Genomic DNA, 16,109 nt, shown 5'->3' on the forward strand with positions numbered 1-16,109 from the left:
TCCCCGGGAACGGTTTCGTCGCGACGCTCGTTCCAGCCTCCCGATCCCGGCCAGAAGACCCCGCGTCTCCGGAGCGCAACGATGCCACGACCGTTTGAGCCCTACGCCGACGCGCTCCGGACCGCCCGCGAGATCGTGCGCGAACAGGCGGGGGCCGTGGCGGAGGCGGCCGTTCAGGCGAACGCACACGCCTACGACGAGGCCTGCAATGGCCTCGTCGTGCGGATCGCACAAGCCATCGTCGATGCCGGCGAGGTCGCCGTCGGGTATCGCCGGGACCACGAGGCCGCCTGAGGCGATCACCCGCGCTTGCGACCGCCCCCGCCCTTGTACTTGGGCTTCTGCCCGCCGAGTCCCTGCGTCGAACGCGGCTTCGGCCGCTCCTGCCAGGCCGGCGCGGCGCCACCCACCGGCAATTCCCGGTCCGTCCCGGGGCCCATATTGTCGAGGTCGGGCTTGGCGATGCGGCTGCCCCCCGCCCCGCGCGGCGGCTTCCGGCCGAACTTGCCGGCCTCGCGCTCCACGTCACCCTGGCGCGCCATCGGGTCGTCCGAGACCAGCAGCTCGGTCGCCTGAAGCCGCTTCAGCTCGTCGCGCAGGCGCGCCGCCTCCTCGAAGTCGAGATCGGCGGCGGCCGACCGCATCCGCTTCTCGAGATCCGCCAGCACGGCCTTGAGGTTGTGGCCCACCGTGATCGCGTCCTTGGCGAGCCCGGTATCGACCTGGACGTGGTCGCGCTCGAACACGCTGCTCAGGATGTCGGCGATGCCGCGCTTCACGCTCTGCGGCGTGATCCCGTGCTCCTCGTTGTAGGCGAGCTGCTTGACGCGCCGCCGCTCGGTCTCCGCCATCGCCCGCTCCATCGAGCCGGTGATATTGTCCGCGTACAGGATGCAGCGTGCATCCGCATTGCGGGCCGCGCGGCCGATCGTCTGGATCAGCGAGGTCTCGGAGCGGAGGAAACCCTCCTTGTCGGCGTCGAGGATCGCCACCAGGGCGCATTCCGGGATGTCGAGACCCTCGCGCAGCAGGTTGATGCCGATCAGCACGTCGAAGGCGCCGAGGCGCAGGTCGCGGATGATCTCGATCCGCTCCAGCGTGTCGATGTCGGAGTGCATGTAGCGCACCCGCACGCCGTTCTCGTGCAGGTACTCGGTCAGGTCCTCGGCCATGCGCTTGGTCAGCGTGGTCACGAGGGTCCGGTAGCCGGCCTGGGCCACCTCCCGGACCTCGCCCAGCAGATCGTCCACCTGGCTCCGGGCGGGGCGGATCTCGATCACCGGATCGACGAGGCCGGTCGGGCGGATCACCTGCTCGGCGAAGACGCCGCCGGTCTGCTCCATCTCCCACTTGCCGGGTGTGGCCGAGACGTGGACGGTCATGGGCCGCATCGCGTCCCATTCCTCGAAGCGCAGCGGCCGGTTGTCGAGGCAGGAGGGCAGCCGGAAGCCGTATTCGGCCAGCGTCGCCTTGCGGCGGAAGTCGCCCCGGTACATGCCGCCGATCTGCGGCACGGTGACGTGGCTCTCGTCGGCGAAGACGAGGGCGTTGTCGGGCAGATATTCGAACAGCGTCGGCGGCGGCTCGCCCGGCTTCCGGCCGGTGAGATAGCGCGAATAATTCTCGATGCCGTTGCAGGCGCCGGTGGCCTCGATCATCTCGATGTCGAAGGTGCAGCGCTGGTCGATCCGCTGGGCCTCGATCAGCCGGCCCATCTTGGTGAGCTCCTCGATTCGGGCGTTCAACTCGCTCTTGATGCCCTTAATCGCCTGCTGCAGCGTTGGGCGGGGCGTCACGTAGTGCGAATTCGCGTAGACCTTCACGAACTTCAGCTCGGAGATGGTCTTGCCGGTGAGCGGGTCGAACTCGACGATGCTCTCGACCTCGTCGCCGAACAGGCCGATCCGCCAGCCGCGATCCTCCAGGTGGGCGGGCCACAGCTCGATCGAATCGCCGCGCACCCGGAAGGTGCCGCGGGCGAAGTCGGACTGGATCCGCTTGTACTGGAGCGCCACGAGGTCGGCGATGAGCTGGCGCTGCTCGATCCGCTCACCGAGCGAGACCGTGAACGACATCGCCGTGTAGGTCTCGACCGAACCGATACCGTAGATGCACGAGACCGAGGCGACGATGATCACGTCGTCGCGCTCCAGGAGGGCGCGGGTGGCCGAGTGGCGCATCCGGTCGATCTGCTCGTTGATCGAAGACTCCTTCTCTATGAACGTGTCGGAGCGCGGGACATATGCCTCGGGCTGGTAATAATCGTAATAAGATACAAAATATTCGACCGCATTGTCAGGGAAGAACGTTTTGAACTCGCCGTAGAGCTGCGCGGCCAGGGTCTTGTTGGGCGCGAGGATCAGGGCCGGGCGCTGCGTCTCCTCGATGATCTTGGCCATCGTGAACGTCTTGCCCGAGCCGGTGACGCCGAGCAGCACCTGATCGCGCTCATGGGCCTGTACGCCGGAGACCAGCTCGGCGATGGCGGTGGGCTGATCGCCGGCCGGCTGGAACTCGGATTTCAGCGTGAACCTGACGCCGCCCTCGGACTTCTTCGGGCGCTCCGGGCGGTGCGGAACCCAGGTTTGGCCGTCCTTGAACAGCGGGTTGCCCTCGGTCAGCAGCCGCTCCAGCGCCGTGACCGTCGCCGAGGCGCCGCCGTCGCCACCGGGATCGGGCAGGTCGGCGCCCTCCGGGACCGGTCCGTCTTCGGGCGGGGTCAGGCCGAGGGCCTGGGCCAGGCGCGGGTCGACATCCGCGGCGTCGCCCAGCGCGTACCCGGCCTGCGGCGCCTCCGCGAAGCCGTCGCGGGCGATCTCCGCACGACGCGCGGCGGCTGGCGTGGTCCCGCCTTTGCCGTCGCGCCCCTTGGGCTTGCCCGGACGAGCCGGTGCCTTTGCCGGCGGCTCGGGCGGCGCTTCGATCGGCGCCGGCCTGGTGCGGTTGAGCGCCGGGTTCAACAACGCGGCGAGATAGGTATCGAGCGGCTTCAGCTCGGGCTTCGACGCCTTGGCGGACGTGGCCGACACGGACGCGGCGCGCGATTTCTTCGGAGCGGGCATGCACCCAATATGGGCCGCCCGGTCGCCGCGAGAAACCCTGTCGCGCGGGGAGTTTTGCCGTATCGCACCGGCAACCGAAGGGGCGTCACGCCGCGCTCGTCCCGGGCCAACGATGAAGTGAATACAACTTTTAAGCAGATTTCGCGTTGATCCTGACGAGGTGTGCCAATCACCGGCCAGGAAAACCGGCCGTCCTACCACCTGAAACGGCTTGCGACGGATCGTCCGGGCCGTTACTTTGCGCCGCAAAGCATAGGCGGCCCGGAGCTTGAGGCGGATGCAGGATCTGGACAAGGCCTTGGCCGACATCGTGGCGATCCGCTCGCAGATCGCCCGGGACACGGCGTTCCGCGGCGTGGGGGCGGCGACGGTGGCGGGCACCGGGTGCCTCGCGCTGGCCTGCGCGACGGGCCAAGCCCTGTGGCTCGGCGATCCGGCGGCGCGGACCGGCCTGTTCTTCGGCCTCTGGATCGCGGCCGCGCTGGCGGCCTTCGCGATGATCGGCATCGAGGCGGTGCGGCGGACGCGCCGCCTGCATTCCGGCCTCGCGGACGCCATGGTGTGGAACGCCATCGAGGTGTTCCTGCCGGCCGCAGGCGCGGGGGCCTGCCTCGCGCTGGTGATCGCCCGGTTCGCGCCCCAGGAGGTCTGGATGCTGCCGGGCCTCTGGCAGGTTCTGGTCGGCCTGGGCCTGTTCGCCTCGGCGCGGATCCTGCCTCGGGGCGTCCAGGGCGTCGGCGCGTGGTATCTGCTCGCCGGGCTCGGCGTGCTCGCCTTCTCGGCGGAGACCCGGCTCCTCTCGCCCTGGGCCATGGGCCTGCCCTTCCTGGTCGGCCAGACCTGGCTGGCTGCGATCATCCACCGCGGCGCCCGGGCCTTCGATGACGGCCTCTGATCGCGACGACGGCCGCTTCTCCTACGAGGGGCTGGACCGGATCATCCACGAGCGGGCGCGGCTCTCCGTGCTGACCTCCCTGGTGGCTCACCCGAAGGGGTTGCCCTTCCCGGATCTCAAGCGCCTGTGCGGATTGACCGACGGCAACCTGAGCCGCCATCTCGCGGTTCTCAGCGAGGCGGATTTCGTGACCCTTGAGAAAAGATTCGCGCAGAACCGTCCGCAGACCGTGTGCCGGCTGACCGCGAGCGGGCGCCAGCGCTTCATCGGCTATCTCGGCGTCCTGGAGCAGGTCGTCCGGGACGCCGCGGAGGCCGCCGCATCCGGTCCGGAATCGGGCCGGCGCGGCCTCGATCCGGCCACGAAACCGGCCTGAGACCGTTAGATCGTCCCGAGACTGTTAACGCCGCCCCGATAAACTTCAGCGATACGCACTGGCCGGGAGACTTTACGATGCGAAGTGAGGCGGCGCCGAAGGCCCTGCACGCCGCGATCATCATGGACGGCAACGGGCGCTGGGCGACGCAGCGCGGGCTGCCGCGGCTCGCCGGGCATCACCGCGGCGTCGAGGCGATCCGGCGGACCGCCGAGGCCTGCCCGGATCTCGGCATCGGCACGCTGACCCTCTACGCCTTCTCGGCCGACAATTGGCAGCGCCCGGCCGAGGAGGTCGGCGGCCTGATGCGGCTCCTGCGCTCCTACCTGCGCAACGAGACCCAGCGGCTGGCCCGCACCGGCACGCGGCTCAGCGTCGTCGGCCGCCGCGACCGGCTCCCGGAGGGCATCCCGGCGGCGATCACGGCGGCGGAGTCCGCCACCGCTGCGGGCAGCCGCCTGCACCTGCGGATCTGCGTCGACTATTCTGCCCGGGACGCGATCATCGCGGCGGCGCAGCGCCTCCAGAGTGACGCGGCGGTGACGCGCGAGGATTTCGGGGCGCTGGTGGCCGGCCCGATGCACGGCTCGCCGGTCGAGGTCGACCTGCTGATCCGCACGGGGGGCGAGCAGCGCCTGTCGGACTTCCTGCTCTGGGAGGCGGCCTATGCCGAGCTGCACTTCACCGAGCGGATGTGGCCCGATTTCGGCCCCGACGACCTCGCCGCGGCCACGGCGGAGTTCCAGCGCCGGGAACGCCGGTTCGGCGGCCTGAAGACGGCGGCCGTCCCCGCGGCGGCCTGAGGGGCGCTTGACGCGCGCGCCTCGGCGCGCAGAGGGTTTCCGGCATGAACGAGACCCTCGCCGGCCGCCGTGTCCTCCTCGTCATCGGCGGGGGCATCGCGGCCTACAAGGCCCTCGACCTAATCCGGCGCCTGCGCGAGCGGGGCGCCAGCGTCTGCCCGGTCCTGACCGCGGGGGCGCAGGAATTCGTCACGCCGCTCGCCGCCGCGGCGCTGGCCGGCGAGCGCGCCCATACCGACCTGTTCGACCGCGCCAGCGAGGCCGAGATCGGCCACATCAGGCTCGCCCGGCAGGCCGATGCCGTCGTGGTGGCGCCCGCCACCGCCAACCTGATGGCCCGGATGGCGGGTGGCCACGCGGCCGACCTCGCCACCACCATCCTGCTGGCCACCGCCCTGCCGATCCTGATCGCGCCGGCCATGAACGTGCAGATGTGGGCTCACCCGGCGACCCGCCGGAACCGCGCGACGCTGGAGGGCGACGGCGTCCGCATCGTCGGCCCCAATGCCGGCCGGATGGCGGAGCCCGAGACCGGCCCCGGCCGGATGGCCGAGCCCCACGAGATCGCCGACGCCCTGGAGGCGATGCTGGGCCTCGGCGCCGGCCGACCCCTCGCGGGACGGCGGGTGCTGGTGACCTCCGGCCCGACCCACGAGCCGATCGACCCGGTGCGCTACATCGCCAACCGCTCCTCCGGCCGCCAGGGCCACGCGATCGCGGAGGCCGCCGCCCGGGCCGGTGCCGCCGTGACGCTGGTCGCCGGGCCGGTGGCGATCCCGGACCCGCGGGGCGTCACCGTCATCCGGGTGGAGACCGCCCGGGAGATGCTGGCCGCCGTCGAGGCTGCGCTGCCGGCCGACATCGCGATCTTCGCCGCCGCGGTGGCGGATTGGCGGCCCGAGCACGAGGCCGGCGCCAAGAAGATCAAGAAGGACGGCACCGGCCCGGCGCCGCTGATCCTCGCCGAGAACCCCGACATCCTCGCCACGATCGCCCACCGGACGACGGGGCGCCCGCCCCTGGTGGTCGGCTTCGCGGCGGAGACCGACACGGTGCTGGATCATGCCCGGGCCAAGATCGCCCGCAAGGGCTGCGACCTGATCGTGGCCAACGACGTCTCGGCGGCGGGGGGCGTGATGGGCGGGGCCGAGAACGCGGTACACCTGATCCACCGGGACGGTGCGGTGGATTCCTGGCCGCGGCTCGGGAAGGACGAGGTCGCCCGGCGGCTGGTGGTGCATCTCGCGGCGATGCTCGACGGATAAGGCCGGACAAGCGGCTCGATGCACCTCCGTCGAGGTGTCGCGGACCCGCACTGACCGCCGAAGACATCGGCGCCTCGCGGCGATCGGTAGCGCGGACGCGCGTCGTCGCCCCAGCGCCATCCACCGCCAGGACCACGGGTATAACGTCGCCGGTGGCCGGTCATCGCTCTCGCGCTGCCACGATATCGACGCGGCGAATCACGACCGGCGAAACGGCGATGCGCGTGCATCCATCCGATCACGACGGACGCCTATTTGATGGCTACATTTCAATCCCCGCCAATTACATTTCAATTCATCATAGAAATGCGGCGATAAAATTTAGGAAATCGTCTTCGCGTTCCATCGGCATGAGTTTATATTATTTATTATCCGATAAGAGATTATACAACTATCTTTGGATGCATATTTTCTTGCAATATAATGAAACGATCGTCGAATTTGTTGCAAATCATTGTTAAAAGATCTTCTTGACATACGTTTGTTCGCATAAATACACCGAAAGGGGTATTTTTAAGGCATTGGGATCATGTGTTGCTTCATACTATCTAAAATACGTTTCAGTATTTGCCGTGAATTGTCGATAAGCGCATTCCTGTTGGCTGTGGGGCAAAGTTTCGCGCAACCTCCTCAGGTGTCCGAGACTGGTCAATCACCGAATCTCCCGGATCCGGCTGCGCCGGAGCGAATACCCCTTGCCCGCCCTTCGACGCCCGCCCCTGAGACCCGCCCCGCCGCCGGTTCGGCGGATACGCCGAGCTTGAAGCCGTATTTCGGGATCCTCGGGAACATGGACGGCGCGCGCGACTCCCTCTGGGAGCACGGCGTCCTGTTGAACCTCGATGACGTGTACGAGGCGGCCACCAACGTCGCCGGCGGCGTCCGAGGGCCGCCCGAACGACTGGATTGGGTTCGGCGTCGGCCAGACGCTGCCGAACCTCCGATCGGTTCATGCCGTCGCGATGGGCAATCTCGTCTCGGGCACGACGCGACGAATGCCCACGCAAGAGCGCTTCCTCGAAGCGTTCTATCGTATCGACGTTGCCGACGACATTGTTGTTCGTCCAAATATTCAATACATAACCCGGCGCGGAAGCCCGGAGATCAAGCCCGACGTGGTTGTGTTCGGCGTCAGGTCGCTGATCACGTTCTCGATATACGTCCCGGTGCCCGCGATGACCCAAACGGTCCTTCGCGCGAACGACGCGTCGCCAGCCGGCTTCGTCGTCCGCCGGGCACTGCGCACGCGAGACGAGCCTGTCGGAACGGCCAGGGCGGTCTGCCGGCGCGGCCGTTCCCTCCCTGGCCTCGACCGGCGGGAGCCGCTAGAAGGCGCGCGACGGCCGGCGCGCACGGCGCCGGTTCCAGGGAGAAACCATGCCTCGCCTGACCCTGATCGCCGGAGCCGCGTTGATCGCCATGACCACTGCAATGAGCACTGCCGCCACCGCAGAGACCGTCACGCTGCCCTCCGGGCTGAAGTATCAGGACGAGGTTGTCGGGACCGGGCCGGAGCCGAAGCCGGGCCAGCAGGTCACGGTCCAGTACACCGGCTGGCTCGATGAGGGCGGCAAGAAGGGCAAGAAGTTCGATTCCTCCCGCGATCGCAACCAGCCCTTCTCGTTCCCGCTGGGCGCCGGACAGGTGATCAAGGGCTGGGACGAGGGCGTCGCCACCATGAAGACCGGCGGCAAGCGCACCCTGATCATCCCGCCCCAGCTCGGCTACGGCGCCCGGGGGGCCGGCGGCGTCATCCCGCCGAACGCCACCCTGATCTTCGACGTCGAGCTCCTCGGCGCCAAGTAAACGCACGGCTGCACGGCGGCGGAAGTCCCGAGAGAATGCTGTTCGCGCAGCTGCCCGACGAGCTGTTCAAGCCGCTGGCCGCCCCGAGCCGCGGCTTCAACGCCGCCCTTCTGCTGCACCTGCACCGGCGCGTCCTCGGGGCCGAGCCGGTGCGCAAGGCCGAACTCCTCGCCGAGATCGGCGACTTCGCGGCAGGCTGGAGCGATCCGGAGGTCAGCGGCGACGAGCCGATCTCGGCCGACCCCGCGGAGCGGCGCAATGCCCTCTACCGGCGCCTCCTCGACACCGGCTGGCTGATCGAGCGCCGTGAGCGCTACGTGCCGGTGGTGGAGTTCGATCCGGAGGCGCGGCTCCTCCTCGAAGAGCTGTCCCGCCTCGAGCGGGGCGAGACCCGCTCGTATGGCGGCGCCGTGCTGGAGGTGCTGGGCGGCCTGGAGAGCGCCCTCTCGGATCCCGGCAGCCGGTCCGAGGCCCTGTCCAACGCCGCCCGGGCCTCCGCCGCCTTCCTGGCCCATGTGCGCGGCCTCGCGGCCGGGATGCGCAAGGTCGAGGAGCGGATCCTGCGCGAGCCCGACCGGGCCAAGACCTTCCGGCTGTTCTTCGAGGATTTCGTCGAGCGCCACCTGATCAGCGACTACCGGACGCTGCACACGCGCTTCAACCCGTTCCGCTTCCGCGCCAGCGTGGTGCGGGAGGCCGGCCGGGCTTTGCGCGACGCCCTCACGGTTCGGGCGCTCGCCGAGGGCCTGATCCGCGAGGGCCGCAGTCCCGATCTCGACGCCGCCCAGCGAGCCGTGCGCGGGGACCTCGCCCAGATCCTGTCGGTCTTCGAGGGGCTCGACAACCACCTCGACGCGGTCGACGCCGTCGTGGCGCGGCTGGAGCGCCGGATCGCCGCGGCGCTTCACGTCATGGACCGGCCGGACCCCGGCGGCGTCGAGCGGACCGCCGCCCTGCTGCGCGCGGTCGGCGGCGCCGAGATAGCCCCCGACGTGCCGGCCGACGTTGCGCTGCTGCGCCCGCCGATCGGCCAGGGGCATCTCCAGACGCCGCGGGCCCGCAAGGCCGTGATCGACCTGGAGCCCCTGCCCGACATCGCGGAGGATCCCGTGATCGACGCCTTCGCGGCCGCCAAGGCGGCGTTCCGCCGTCGCACCACCGTGACTCCCGAGGGCATGACGGCCTTCGTGGAGGCCCGGCTCGGCACGGCGATGCGGCTGCGCGGGTCCGAGATCGCGATCACGACTGTGGACGACTTCATCGTGTTCCAGCGCCTGCGCGAGATCGACGTGCTGTTCGACGCCAGGCTCGGCGCGCGCTACGCCGTCACCCGCCTGCCGGAGCGCGTGGCCAACGGCTGGCTCGACTGCCCGGATTTCCTGCTGGAGCGGCGTCCCGGTGCTTGAGGGATTCCGCGCCATCATCGACGGTGACGAGCCCGCGCCTCCGGGTGCCCGGGCGCCGGACGCCGAGGAACTCAGCCGCGCTCTGCAGGTGCTGCTGAAGGGGCAAGTGATCTACGCCGATTCCCCCAATATCGGCCGCTCCTACGAACTCGCCCGGCATTACGCGCCGTTCTTCACCGACTATTTCGCCTGCCTGGGCTACGCGCTCACCGTCGCGCACCGCGACCAGATGGTGTCGCTGAGCCCGTCCGCGGACGCGCCACGCCACGACATCATGTCGGAGCGCCTGCGCAAGGACGAGACCCTGGTGCTGCTGGCGCTGCGGCTCCTCTACGAGGAGGGCTTGCGCGACCACCGCGTCGGCACGGACGGGATCGTCGAGTGCACCACCGACGAGATCGTGGAAAAGATCCGCACGGTCGCCCGCAACGAGCCCCCCGAGGAGGGCCGGCTCGCCGACATCCTGCGGCTCTACGCGCGGCGCGGCGGCCTGCGCCTCGGCGAGCGCGACCGGGTGGAGCGGGTCACGCCGCTCGCGCTCCTGCCGGGCGTGGCGGTGCTGGCCTCCGACGCGTGGCTGGAGCGCCTGCGGGCTTGGACGGAGGCCGGGGAGGCCTGACGGGTCGACGGGGCTACGCTCAGGCCGCGCGAACGGTCGCCAGAAAATGCTCGACCTCATTCCCGAGCCGGGTCGCCTGCTCGGCCATGTCGGAGGCCGCGCTCAACACCTGCCCGGCCGCCGCACCGGTCTCCTCGGCGGCCCCCGCGACGCCGCTGACATTGGCGGTGACGGCCTCCGTCCCGGTCGCGGCCTCGGCGACGTTGCGAACGATCTCCTGGGTCGCCGCGCCCTGCTCCTCGACCGCGACCGCGACCGAGTTCGCCAAGCCGCTGATCTCGCGAATCCGCCCGGCGATGCCGTCGATCGCCTGGACCGCCTGCGTGGTGGAGCCCTGGATCTGCGCGATCTGCGCGGAGATGTCGGCAGTGGCCCTGGCGGTCTGGTCGGCGAGGGCCTTCACCTCGGTGGCGACCACCGCGAAGCCCCGCCCCGCGGCGCCAGCGCGGGCCGCCTCGATGGTGGCGTTGAGCGCGAGCAGGTTCGTCTGGCTGGCGATGGCGGCGATCAACTCGACGACCTCGCCGACCCGGCGCGCGGCCGTACTCAGGTCCTGGACAAGATGGGCCGTCGCGCCCGCCTCCTGGACGGCGGTCTGCGCCACGTTCGCGGAGGAGCCGACCTGGCGCCCGATCTCGTCGACCGAGGAGCCGAGCTCCTCGGCGGCGGCCGCCACCGTGGTCACGTTGGAGGAGGCCTCCTTGGCGGCCGCAGCCGCACTGGTCGACTGGCCGGCGGTCTGCGTCGCGGTGGCGGTCAGGCTCTGGGCGGTGGTCTGCAACTGCGTCGCCGCGGCGGTGACCGAGCGGACGATGCCGCCGACGGCGGCTTCGAACCGATCGGCGAGCTCGCGCATCACCTGCCGGCGCTGCGCCTCGGCGCCGGCCCGGGCGCGCCCGGTCTCCGCCTCCAGGACGCGGGCGTGCAGCAGGTTCTGCTTGAAGACCTCGACGGTCGCCGACATGTCGCCGATCTCGTCGGGCCGATTCGCGAAGGGCACCGTGATGTCCGTATCGCCGTCCGCGAGGCGCCGCATCGCCCGTGTCATGCCCGTGAGCGGGCGCGAGACGCCGATGAAGGCATACAGCATCGCGCCGAGGGCGATCAGCAGCATGACGATCAGCATGGTCACCGTGGTCCGGACAGCCTCCGCGTGGCTCTGGCGGGCGGCCAGACCGGCGGTGTCGCCGTTCTTCACTTTGAGCTCGGCGAGGGCGTGGCTGACGGCCGAGGCCGCCAGGTAATTGGCGTTCATCGGCCCGCGGAAATAGGCGAACGCCGGCTCGCGCGCGTCGGCCGGGAACGCCCGCAGGGTGTCCCAGTCGGCCTGCTGCACCGCGAGCTTGGTCAGCAGATCCTCGTAGAGCGCCTGCTCCTCCTTCGAGGTCACCAGGGCGCGGTAGGCATCCACAAGCGCCTGCCGCTCGCGGATCAGCGCGTCGGCGTTCTTCAGGCTCGTATCCCGCTCGGCCTGCGTATCGGCCGTGACGTAGCGGAACTGCCACAGCCGGGTCCGAAGCACGAAGGTGTTGATGGCCTGCGCCGCGTTGATCGACGGCACGGCGTTGTCGAGGAGTTCCGTCAGCCGCTGGTCGACCGTCCGCATCTTGTACAGCGTGATGCCGCCCTGAATCGTCGCTGCCAGGAGCAGCATGACGAATAGGCCGCTCAACTTCGATTTGAGACTGAGACGCATCGATCACTTCCGGTGGAGCATACGAGTGCGACGGATGTGCTCGATTTATACCAAGTTTATGATGATTTGCTGTCAGGCTCCGCGTTCCGGCGGCGGCGGGCCCGGCTTGCATACGCGGCCGAACCCGGCCAACTGGTCCGACCGAACCACCGCAACCGGCCCGGCGCCCCCGATTCCGTGTACGTCCTCACCGACATCGCCCTCTCGAACTGGTACCTGATCCGCCGCGAGCAGATCCGGCTGCGGGGGGCTGCGGCCCTCGTCGGGCCGACCGGGGCCGGCAAGTCGACGATCTTCGACGCGGTCGGCACGGTGCTGGCCGGCAACAACGCCAGCCGCCTCGCGCTCAACGCCTCGGCCTCCGGGCGCAGCGCCCGGACGGTGCGCGACTATTGCCTGGGCTGGATCAGCGACCCCGCGGAGGGCGGGCGGCCGACCCGGGAATCCTGCGAGACCGTGCTGGCCCTGGTGTTCGAGAACCCGGCCTCCGGCCGCGTCGTCACGGTGGGGCTGGCGCTGGCGGCCCGGGCCGCGGAGCCGAAGGAAGCCGTGCTGTCGCGCTTCATCGCGGTCGGGCACCGGTTCGAGATCGCCGACTACGCCCGCACCGCCCCCGGCGGCAGCTACACGGCGCCCTGGAGCGAGATCGCCGGGGATCTGCGGGCCCGGGCGGCGAGCTTCACCGAGTACCGGACCTCCGGCGAGCGCTTCACGGCCGACGTGTTGGCCACCCTGCGCGAGGGCGCGCCCGCGCCGGAGCCGCGCCACTTCCTGCGCAGCTTCGCCAACGCGGTGGCGTTCAAGCCGATCTTCGACACCAGCGCCTTCGTGCGGGCCTTCGTGCTGGAGCCGGAGCCGCTCGACGTGGAGCGCGTGCGCCTGTCGATCGCCAACTGGCGCCGCCTCCTAGAGACCATCGCCGAGCTGGAGAGCCGGCTCGCGCGCCTGCGCCGCCTGAAGGACCGCTACGAGGCCTGGAGTGAGGCGGTGCTCGGCGCGGCGTCCCACGAGCTCAACGCGGCCTGCGCCGAGCTGCGCCGCCGCAGCCTCGACCTCGTGGCGGTGCGCACGCGCCTGCGCGAGGGCGCCGACGCCCTGCGCATCGCCCGGGAGCGCGTGGCGGCGAGCCGCGGCTTCGTGCGCGACATCGACGGGGAGATCGCCGAGAAGAAGGCGCTGGCCGCCGCGGGCGCCGCCGAGGGGCGGCTCGCCGCCTCGACGCTCGGCCTCTCCATGCTGGAGCGCGACCGGAAGGAACTCGCGGGCCGGATCGCCGATCTGGTCGGGCTCGTCGGCCAGATGGGCAAGCTCCAGCCGGTCGCCCCGATCCTGCGCCAGTCCTGTCCGCAGGCGGCGCGGCTCGCCGAATCCTGCGCCCGGGCCGGCCTGCGCCGGGAATCGCCGCCCGAGGAGATCCTGCGCCCCGAGGGGCCGCTCGCCGAGCTGGTCGACGGGCTGGCACAGCTGCCCGAGTTCGACGAGGCCCTGGAACGGGCCGCCGAGGACGCCGCCCTCAAGGCCCGCGCCCAGGAGAGCGAGGCCGAGCGGACCGCGCCGCGGACCGGCGCCGGCCCGGCGGCGCGCCTGTCCTCCGACACTCTGGCGTTCCGGGGCGAGCTGGAACGGCGCGGCATCGACGCCGTGCCGATCTGCGAACTCGCCGAGATCGTCGACCCGACCTGGGGGCCCGCCCTCGAAGGCCTGCTCGGGCGCGCCCGGGAGGCCCTGGTGGTGGCGCCGGACCGGCTGAACGAGGCGCTCGGCGTGCTCCAGGGGGGCCGCGACCGGTTCCACCGCTGCATCCTGGTCAAGACCACCGACACCGCCAAGCAGCGTGCCCGCCGTTACGATGACGGGCCGCTCACGGTGATCGAGACCAGCGATCCGCACGCGGAGGCGTTCCTGGGCGTGCGCCTCGGCGGCTACGACCTCGCCCGGGACGATACCGAGCTCGCCCGCCTCGCCCGCGCGGTGGCGCCGAGCGGCCGGACCACCGCCGGCATGGCCTATTCGGTGACCCGCAGCGTCGATCTGCTCATGACCCGCGGCCATCGCGGGCCGACCGCCGACAGCCGGCGGCTCCACGAGGCGGCGGTCGCGGAAGCGCGGCGCCTGCGCGGCGAAGCGGCGGTGCTGCGCGAGGCCGCCCGCACCGCGGCCGCGATCCGGGCGCGCATCGCCCGGGGTCTCGATGATATCGACACCCTCCGGGCCGAGCTCGACGGCCTCGACGGGCGGCGGCGCACCCTGCAGACCGAGCGCGAAGGCATCGAGAAGCGCGATGCCGCCGGGCTCACCGGCGAGATCGCGGCGCTGGCGGCGGAGCGGGTCGCCTACCTGCGCGAGCTGTCGGAGGAGCTGGAGCCGAAGCTCGATCGCCTGCTCGCCGACGAAGCGGCGCTCCGCGCCCGGCTGGTCACCATGCGCGAGGCCGCCCGCGCGGCGTTCTCCGCCCGGCGCGCCGCCCTGCGCCAGCTCATGGGCGGGGATGCGGCCCGGGTCCGCCTCGCCCGCTCCGAGACGTTCGACGTGGGCGTGATCGCCCAGGCCCGGCGGGCGCTCGCCGGCCTCGACGCGAAGGCTGCCGGATCCCGGGCGAGTGCCGAGCGGGGCCTCGCCCGGGAGGCCGCAGAGGCGGCGCGCTCGCACGGGCGGATCGCCGAGCGCGAGCTGGCCGAGGCCTGCGCGGCGTGGCGGGTCGAGAATCCCCTGAACCAGGGCGACGCGCCGGCGATCGATGGGTTCGCCTGGGTCCGGCGGGAATACGAGGCGGTCGAGGGCCACGAGCTGCGGCGCTACCGGGCCCAGGCCGAGCGGGCCGAGGTGGAGATGCGCCGCCTCATGACCGAGGACCTGCTGACCCGCCTCGCCGACCGGTTCGAGCGGGTCCAGGCCCGGCTGGAAGCGCTGAATGAGCGGCTCTCCGCCCGCAGCTTCACGGGCCAGACCTACGCGTTCGAGGCGGCGGTGGACCGGCGCTACGCCGCGGTCCACGCGCTGGCCACCGAGACCGCCCGCTCCCCCGAGGCCGCGCAGGCTTTGCTCGCCGGCGAGGCCGAGGGGCCGATGGCGGCGGCGCTCACCGAGATCACCGCTCTCATCGCGGGCGACGCGGACGCCGCGCGGCTCGCCGATTACCGCAACTACTTCGTGTACGAGATCGGCATGTGCGACCGGGCGGGCAACCGCACCACCATGTCGGCGCGGGCGCTGCGTGGCTCGGGCGGCGAGGCGCAGGCGCCGTTCTACGTGGCGATCGCGGCCTCGCTGGCGAGCGCCTACTACCCCGGCGACCGGCCGGGGGACGAGAATCCGGGCCTCGGCCTCTGCCTGCTCGACGAGGCCTTCTCGAAGCTCGACGTGCGCAACAGCCAAGCGCTGGTCGATCTCTACCGGGCCTGGGGCCTGCAACTGCTGATCGCCGCCCCGGAGGACAAGCGCACCACGCTGACCGAGGTGATGGACACCATCGTCACCGTCTACAAGAGCCCGGACCTGACCTCGGTCCGGATCGAGGCCGAGCACCCCCTTGAGGCGGCCCGGCGGGCGCTGCACGCGATCAACCCGGATCAGATCGGGATCGAGGGCTTTCGGCAGGCGGACGCGGCGGAGTGAGGGGAGCCGCGCTGGCGGTTGTCGCGTCGGATGGGGTGCCAAGACCTTCGCGTTCATGCCCCACGCTGGGCGCCTATCGGTTCGCGCAAGGCGCAGTCCGAGCGGCGACGCATCCGGATTTGCAGGTCCGGATCGAGCACGCGCCCTCCCTCCCCCGCCTACGATATTCACGGATCTGGGTCCGGCACTGACGCTTGCGGCAGTGCGCGACGGGCCCCTTCTCCCGCACGGGCTACTCTTACGGCGTCAGATGATTTCGCCCCCACTGCTGTACGGGTGTTCCGGTTTACGGATACGCACACGGAGACGTGCTCGCGTTCGAAGGACTTGAGGCCAGCCCTTTCGAGGTGGTTGGCCAAGCGCAGGGCACGGGATCGGCGCCCCCGACGCGTGACACCCACCCCTTTCCCGGACAGGTGAAGCGAAGCGGAACCTGATCTGGGACCCAGCACACGAAGCGCCGCGTCAGCGGCACAGCTTGTTTCAGACGGATGCTTCGCGAGGCTGTGCGCTGGATCCCGGGTCGCATTCCGCTTTCGCTGCATGCGCCCGGGAAAGGGCCGCGT

Annotated in this window: 12 protein-coding genes; 10 read left to right on the top strand and 2 right to left on the bottom strand. The window is 70.8% G+C overall.

The window, feature by feature from the left end:
- Positions 1-81 precede the first annotated feature (81 nt).
- A complete protein-coding gene (locus MKK75_RS19945; RefSeq protein ID WP_243904098.1) occupies positions 82-294 on the top strand; it encodes a hypothetical protein in 213 nt (70 codons plus the stop codon).
- Between the two features lie 5 nt (positions 295-299).
- Here the strand turns inward: MKK75_RS19945 and uvrB are convergent, their stop codons facing one another.
- Positions 300-3,062 (bottom strand): excinuclease ABC subunit UvrB, encoded by a 2,763-nt coding sequence (uvrB, locus tag MKK75_RS19950; RefSeq protein WP_244044255.1) that lies wholly within the window; start codon positions 3,060-3,062, stop codon positions 300-302.
- 277 nt (positions 3,063-3,339) lie between these two features.
- Here uvrB and MKK75_RS19955 point away from each other — a divergent pair, with 277 nt between their 5' ends.
- From MKK75_RS19955 to MKK75_RS19985, 8 genes are all read left to right on the top strand, one after another.
- Entirely contained in the window at positions 3,340-3,957 is a 618-nt protein-coding gene (locus tag MKK75_RS19955; RefSeq protein ID WP_244044256.1) for a hypothetical protein, read from the top strand.
- Positions 3,944-4,333 carry a transcriptional regulator gene (locus MKK75_RS19960; RefSeq protein WP_244044257.1) on the top strand — a complete coding sequence of 130 codons (390 nt, stop codon included), beginning with the start codon at positions 3,944-3,946 and terminating at the stop codon, positions 4,331-4,333. The genes MKK75_RS19955 and MKK75_RS19960 overlap by 14 nt, the downstream gene beginning before the upstream one ends.
- A gap of 77 nt (positions 4,334-4,410) precedes the next feature.
- Positions 4,411-5,136 carry a di-trans,poly-cis-decaprenylcistransferase gene (locus MKK75_RS19965; protein WP_244044258.1) on the top strand — a complete coding sequence of 242 codons (726 nt, stop codon included), beginning with the start codon at positions 4,411-4,413 and terminating at the stop codon, positions 5,134-5,136.
- A 44-nt stretch (positions 5,137-5,180) separates the two neighbouring features.
- Positions 5,181-6,401, top strand: a complete 1,221-nt coding sequence (coaBC, locus tag MKK75_RS19970) for a bifunctional phosphopantothenoylcysteine decarboxylase/phosphopantothenate--cysteine ligase CoaBC (protein ID WP_244044259.1) — start codon at positions 5,181-5,183, stop codon at positions 6,399-6,401.
- An 842-nt stretch (positions 6,402-7,243) separates the two neighbouring features.
- The gene (locus tag MKK75_RS36400; protein ID WP_409567597.1) at positions 7,244-7,966 is read left to right on the top strand and encodes a carbohydrate porin; all 723 of its coding nucleotides are present in this window, start codon (positions 7,244-7,246) and stop codon (positions 7,964-7,966) included.
- Complete coding sequence (locus MKK75_RS19975) at positions 7,878-8,207, top strand: FKBP-type peptidyl-prolyl cis-trans isomerase (protein ID WP_409567598.1); 330 nt, start codon at positions 7,878-7,880, stop codon at positions 8,205-8,207. Before MKK75_RS36400 ends, MKK75_RS19975 begins: the two co-directional genes overlap by 89 nt.
- Before the next feature lie 35 nt (positions 8,208-8,242).
- Positions 8,243-9,613, top strand: a complete 1,371-nt coding sequence (locus MKK75_RS19980) for a Wadjet anti-phage system protein JetA family protein (RefSeq protein WP_244044261.1) — start codon at positions 8,243-8,245, stop codon at positions 9,611-9,613.
- A complete protein-coding gene (locus tag MKK75_RS19985) occupies positions 9,606-10,232 on the top strand; it encodes a DUF4194 domain-containing protein (protein WP_244044262.1) in 627 nt (208 codons plus the stop codon). Before MKK75_RS19980 ends, MKK75_RS19985 begins: the two co-directional genes overlap by 8 nt.
- A gap of 19 nt (positions 10,233-10,251) precedes the next feature.
- Here MKK75_RS19985 and MKK75_RS19990 read toward each other — a convergent pair whose 3' ends face one another.
- Positions 10,252-11,928 (bottom strand): methyl-accepting chemotaxis protein, encoded by a 1,677-nt coding sequence (locus MKK75_RS19990; protein ID WP_244044263.1) that lies wholly within the window; start codon positions 11,926-11,928, stop codon positions 10,252-10,254.
- Positions 11,929-12,105: 177 nt separating this feature from the next.
- On the opposite strand from MKK75_RS19990, the gene MKK75_RS19995 reads away from it, so the two are divergent.
- The gene (locus MKK75_RS19995) at positions 12,106-15,543 is read left to right on the top strand and encodes an SbcC/MukB-like Walker B domain-containing protein (RefSeq protein WP_244044264.1); all 3,438 of its coding nucleotides are present in this window, start codon (positions 12,106-12,108) and stop codon (positions 15,541-15,543) included.
- The last annotated feature ends 566 nt before the right edge of the window (positions 15,544-16,109 follow it).

The sequence above is a fragment of the Methylobacterium sp. J-030 genome (assembly GCF_022829545.1).
Lineage (GTDB): Bacteria > Pseudomonadota > Alphaproteobacteria > Rhizobiales > Beijerinckiaceae > Methylobacterium.

Excerpts from the sequence above, each read along its gene's own strand:
- MKK75_RS19945 (WP_243904098.1), top strand. The coding sequence starts at position 82 with ATGCCACGACCGTTTGAGCCCTACGCCGACGCGCTCCGGACCGCCCGC.
- uvrB (WP_244044255.1), bottom strand. The coding sequence starts at position 3,062 with ATGCCCGCTCCGAAGAAATCGCGCGCCGCGTCCGTGTCGGCCACGTCC.
- MKK75_RS19955 (WP_244044256.1), top strand. The coding sequence starts at position 3,340 with ATGCAGGATCTGGACAAGGCCTTGGCCGACATCGTGGCGATCCGCTCG.
- MKK75_RS19960 (WP_244044257.1), top strand. The coding sequence starts at position 3,944 with ATGACGGCCTCTGATCGCGACGACGGCCGCTTCTCCTACGAGGGGCTG.
- MKK75_RS19965 (WP_244044258.1), top strand. The coding sequence starts at position 4,411 with ATGCGAAGTGAGGCGGCGCCGAAGGCCCTGCACGCCGCGATCATCATG.
- coaBC (WP_244044259.1), top strand. The coding sequence starts at position 5,181 with ATGAACGAGACCCTCGCCGGCCGCCGTGTCCTCCTCGTCATCGGCGGG.
- MKK75_RS36400 (WP_409567597.1), top strand. The coding sequence starts at position 7,244 with ATGACGTGTACGAGGCGGCCACCAACGTCGCCGGCGGCGTCCGAGGGC.
- MKK75_RS19980 (WP_244044261.1), top strand. The coding sequence starts at position 8,243 with ATGCTGTTCGCGCAGCTGCCCGACGAGCTGTTCAAGCCGCTGGCCGCC.
- MKK75_RS19990 (WP_244044263.1), bottom strand. The coding sequence starts at position 11,928 with ATGCGTCTCAGTCTCAAATCGAAGTTGAGCGGCCTATTCGTCATGCTG.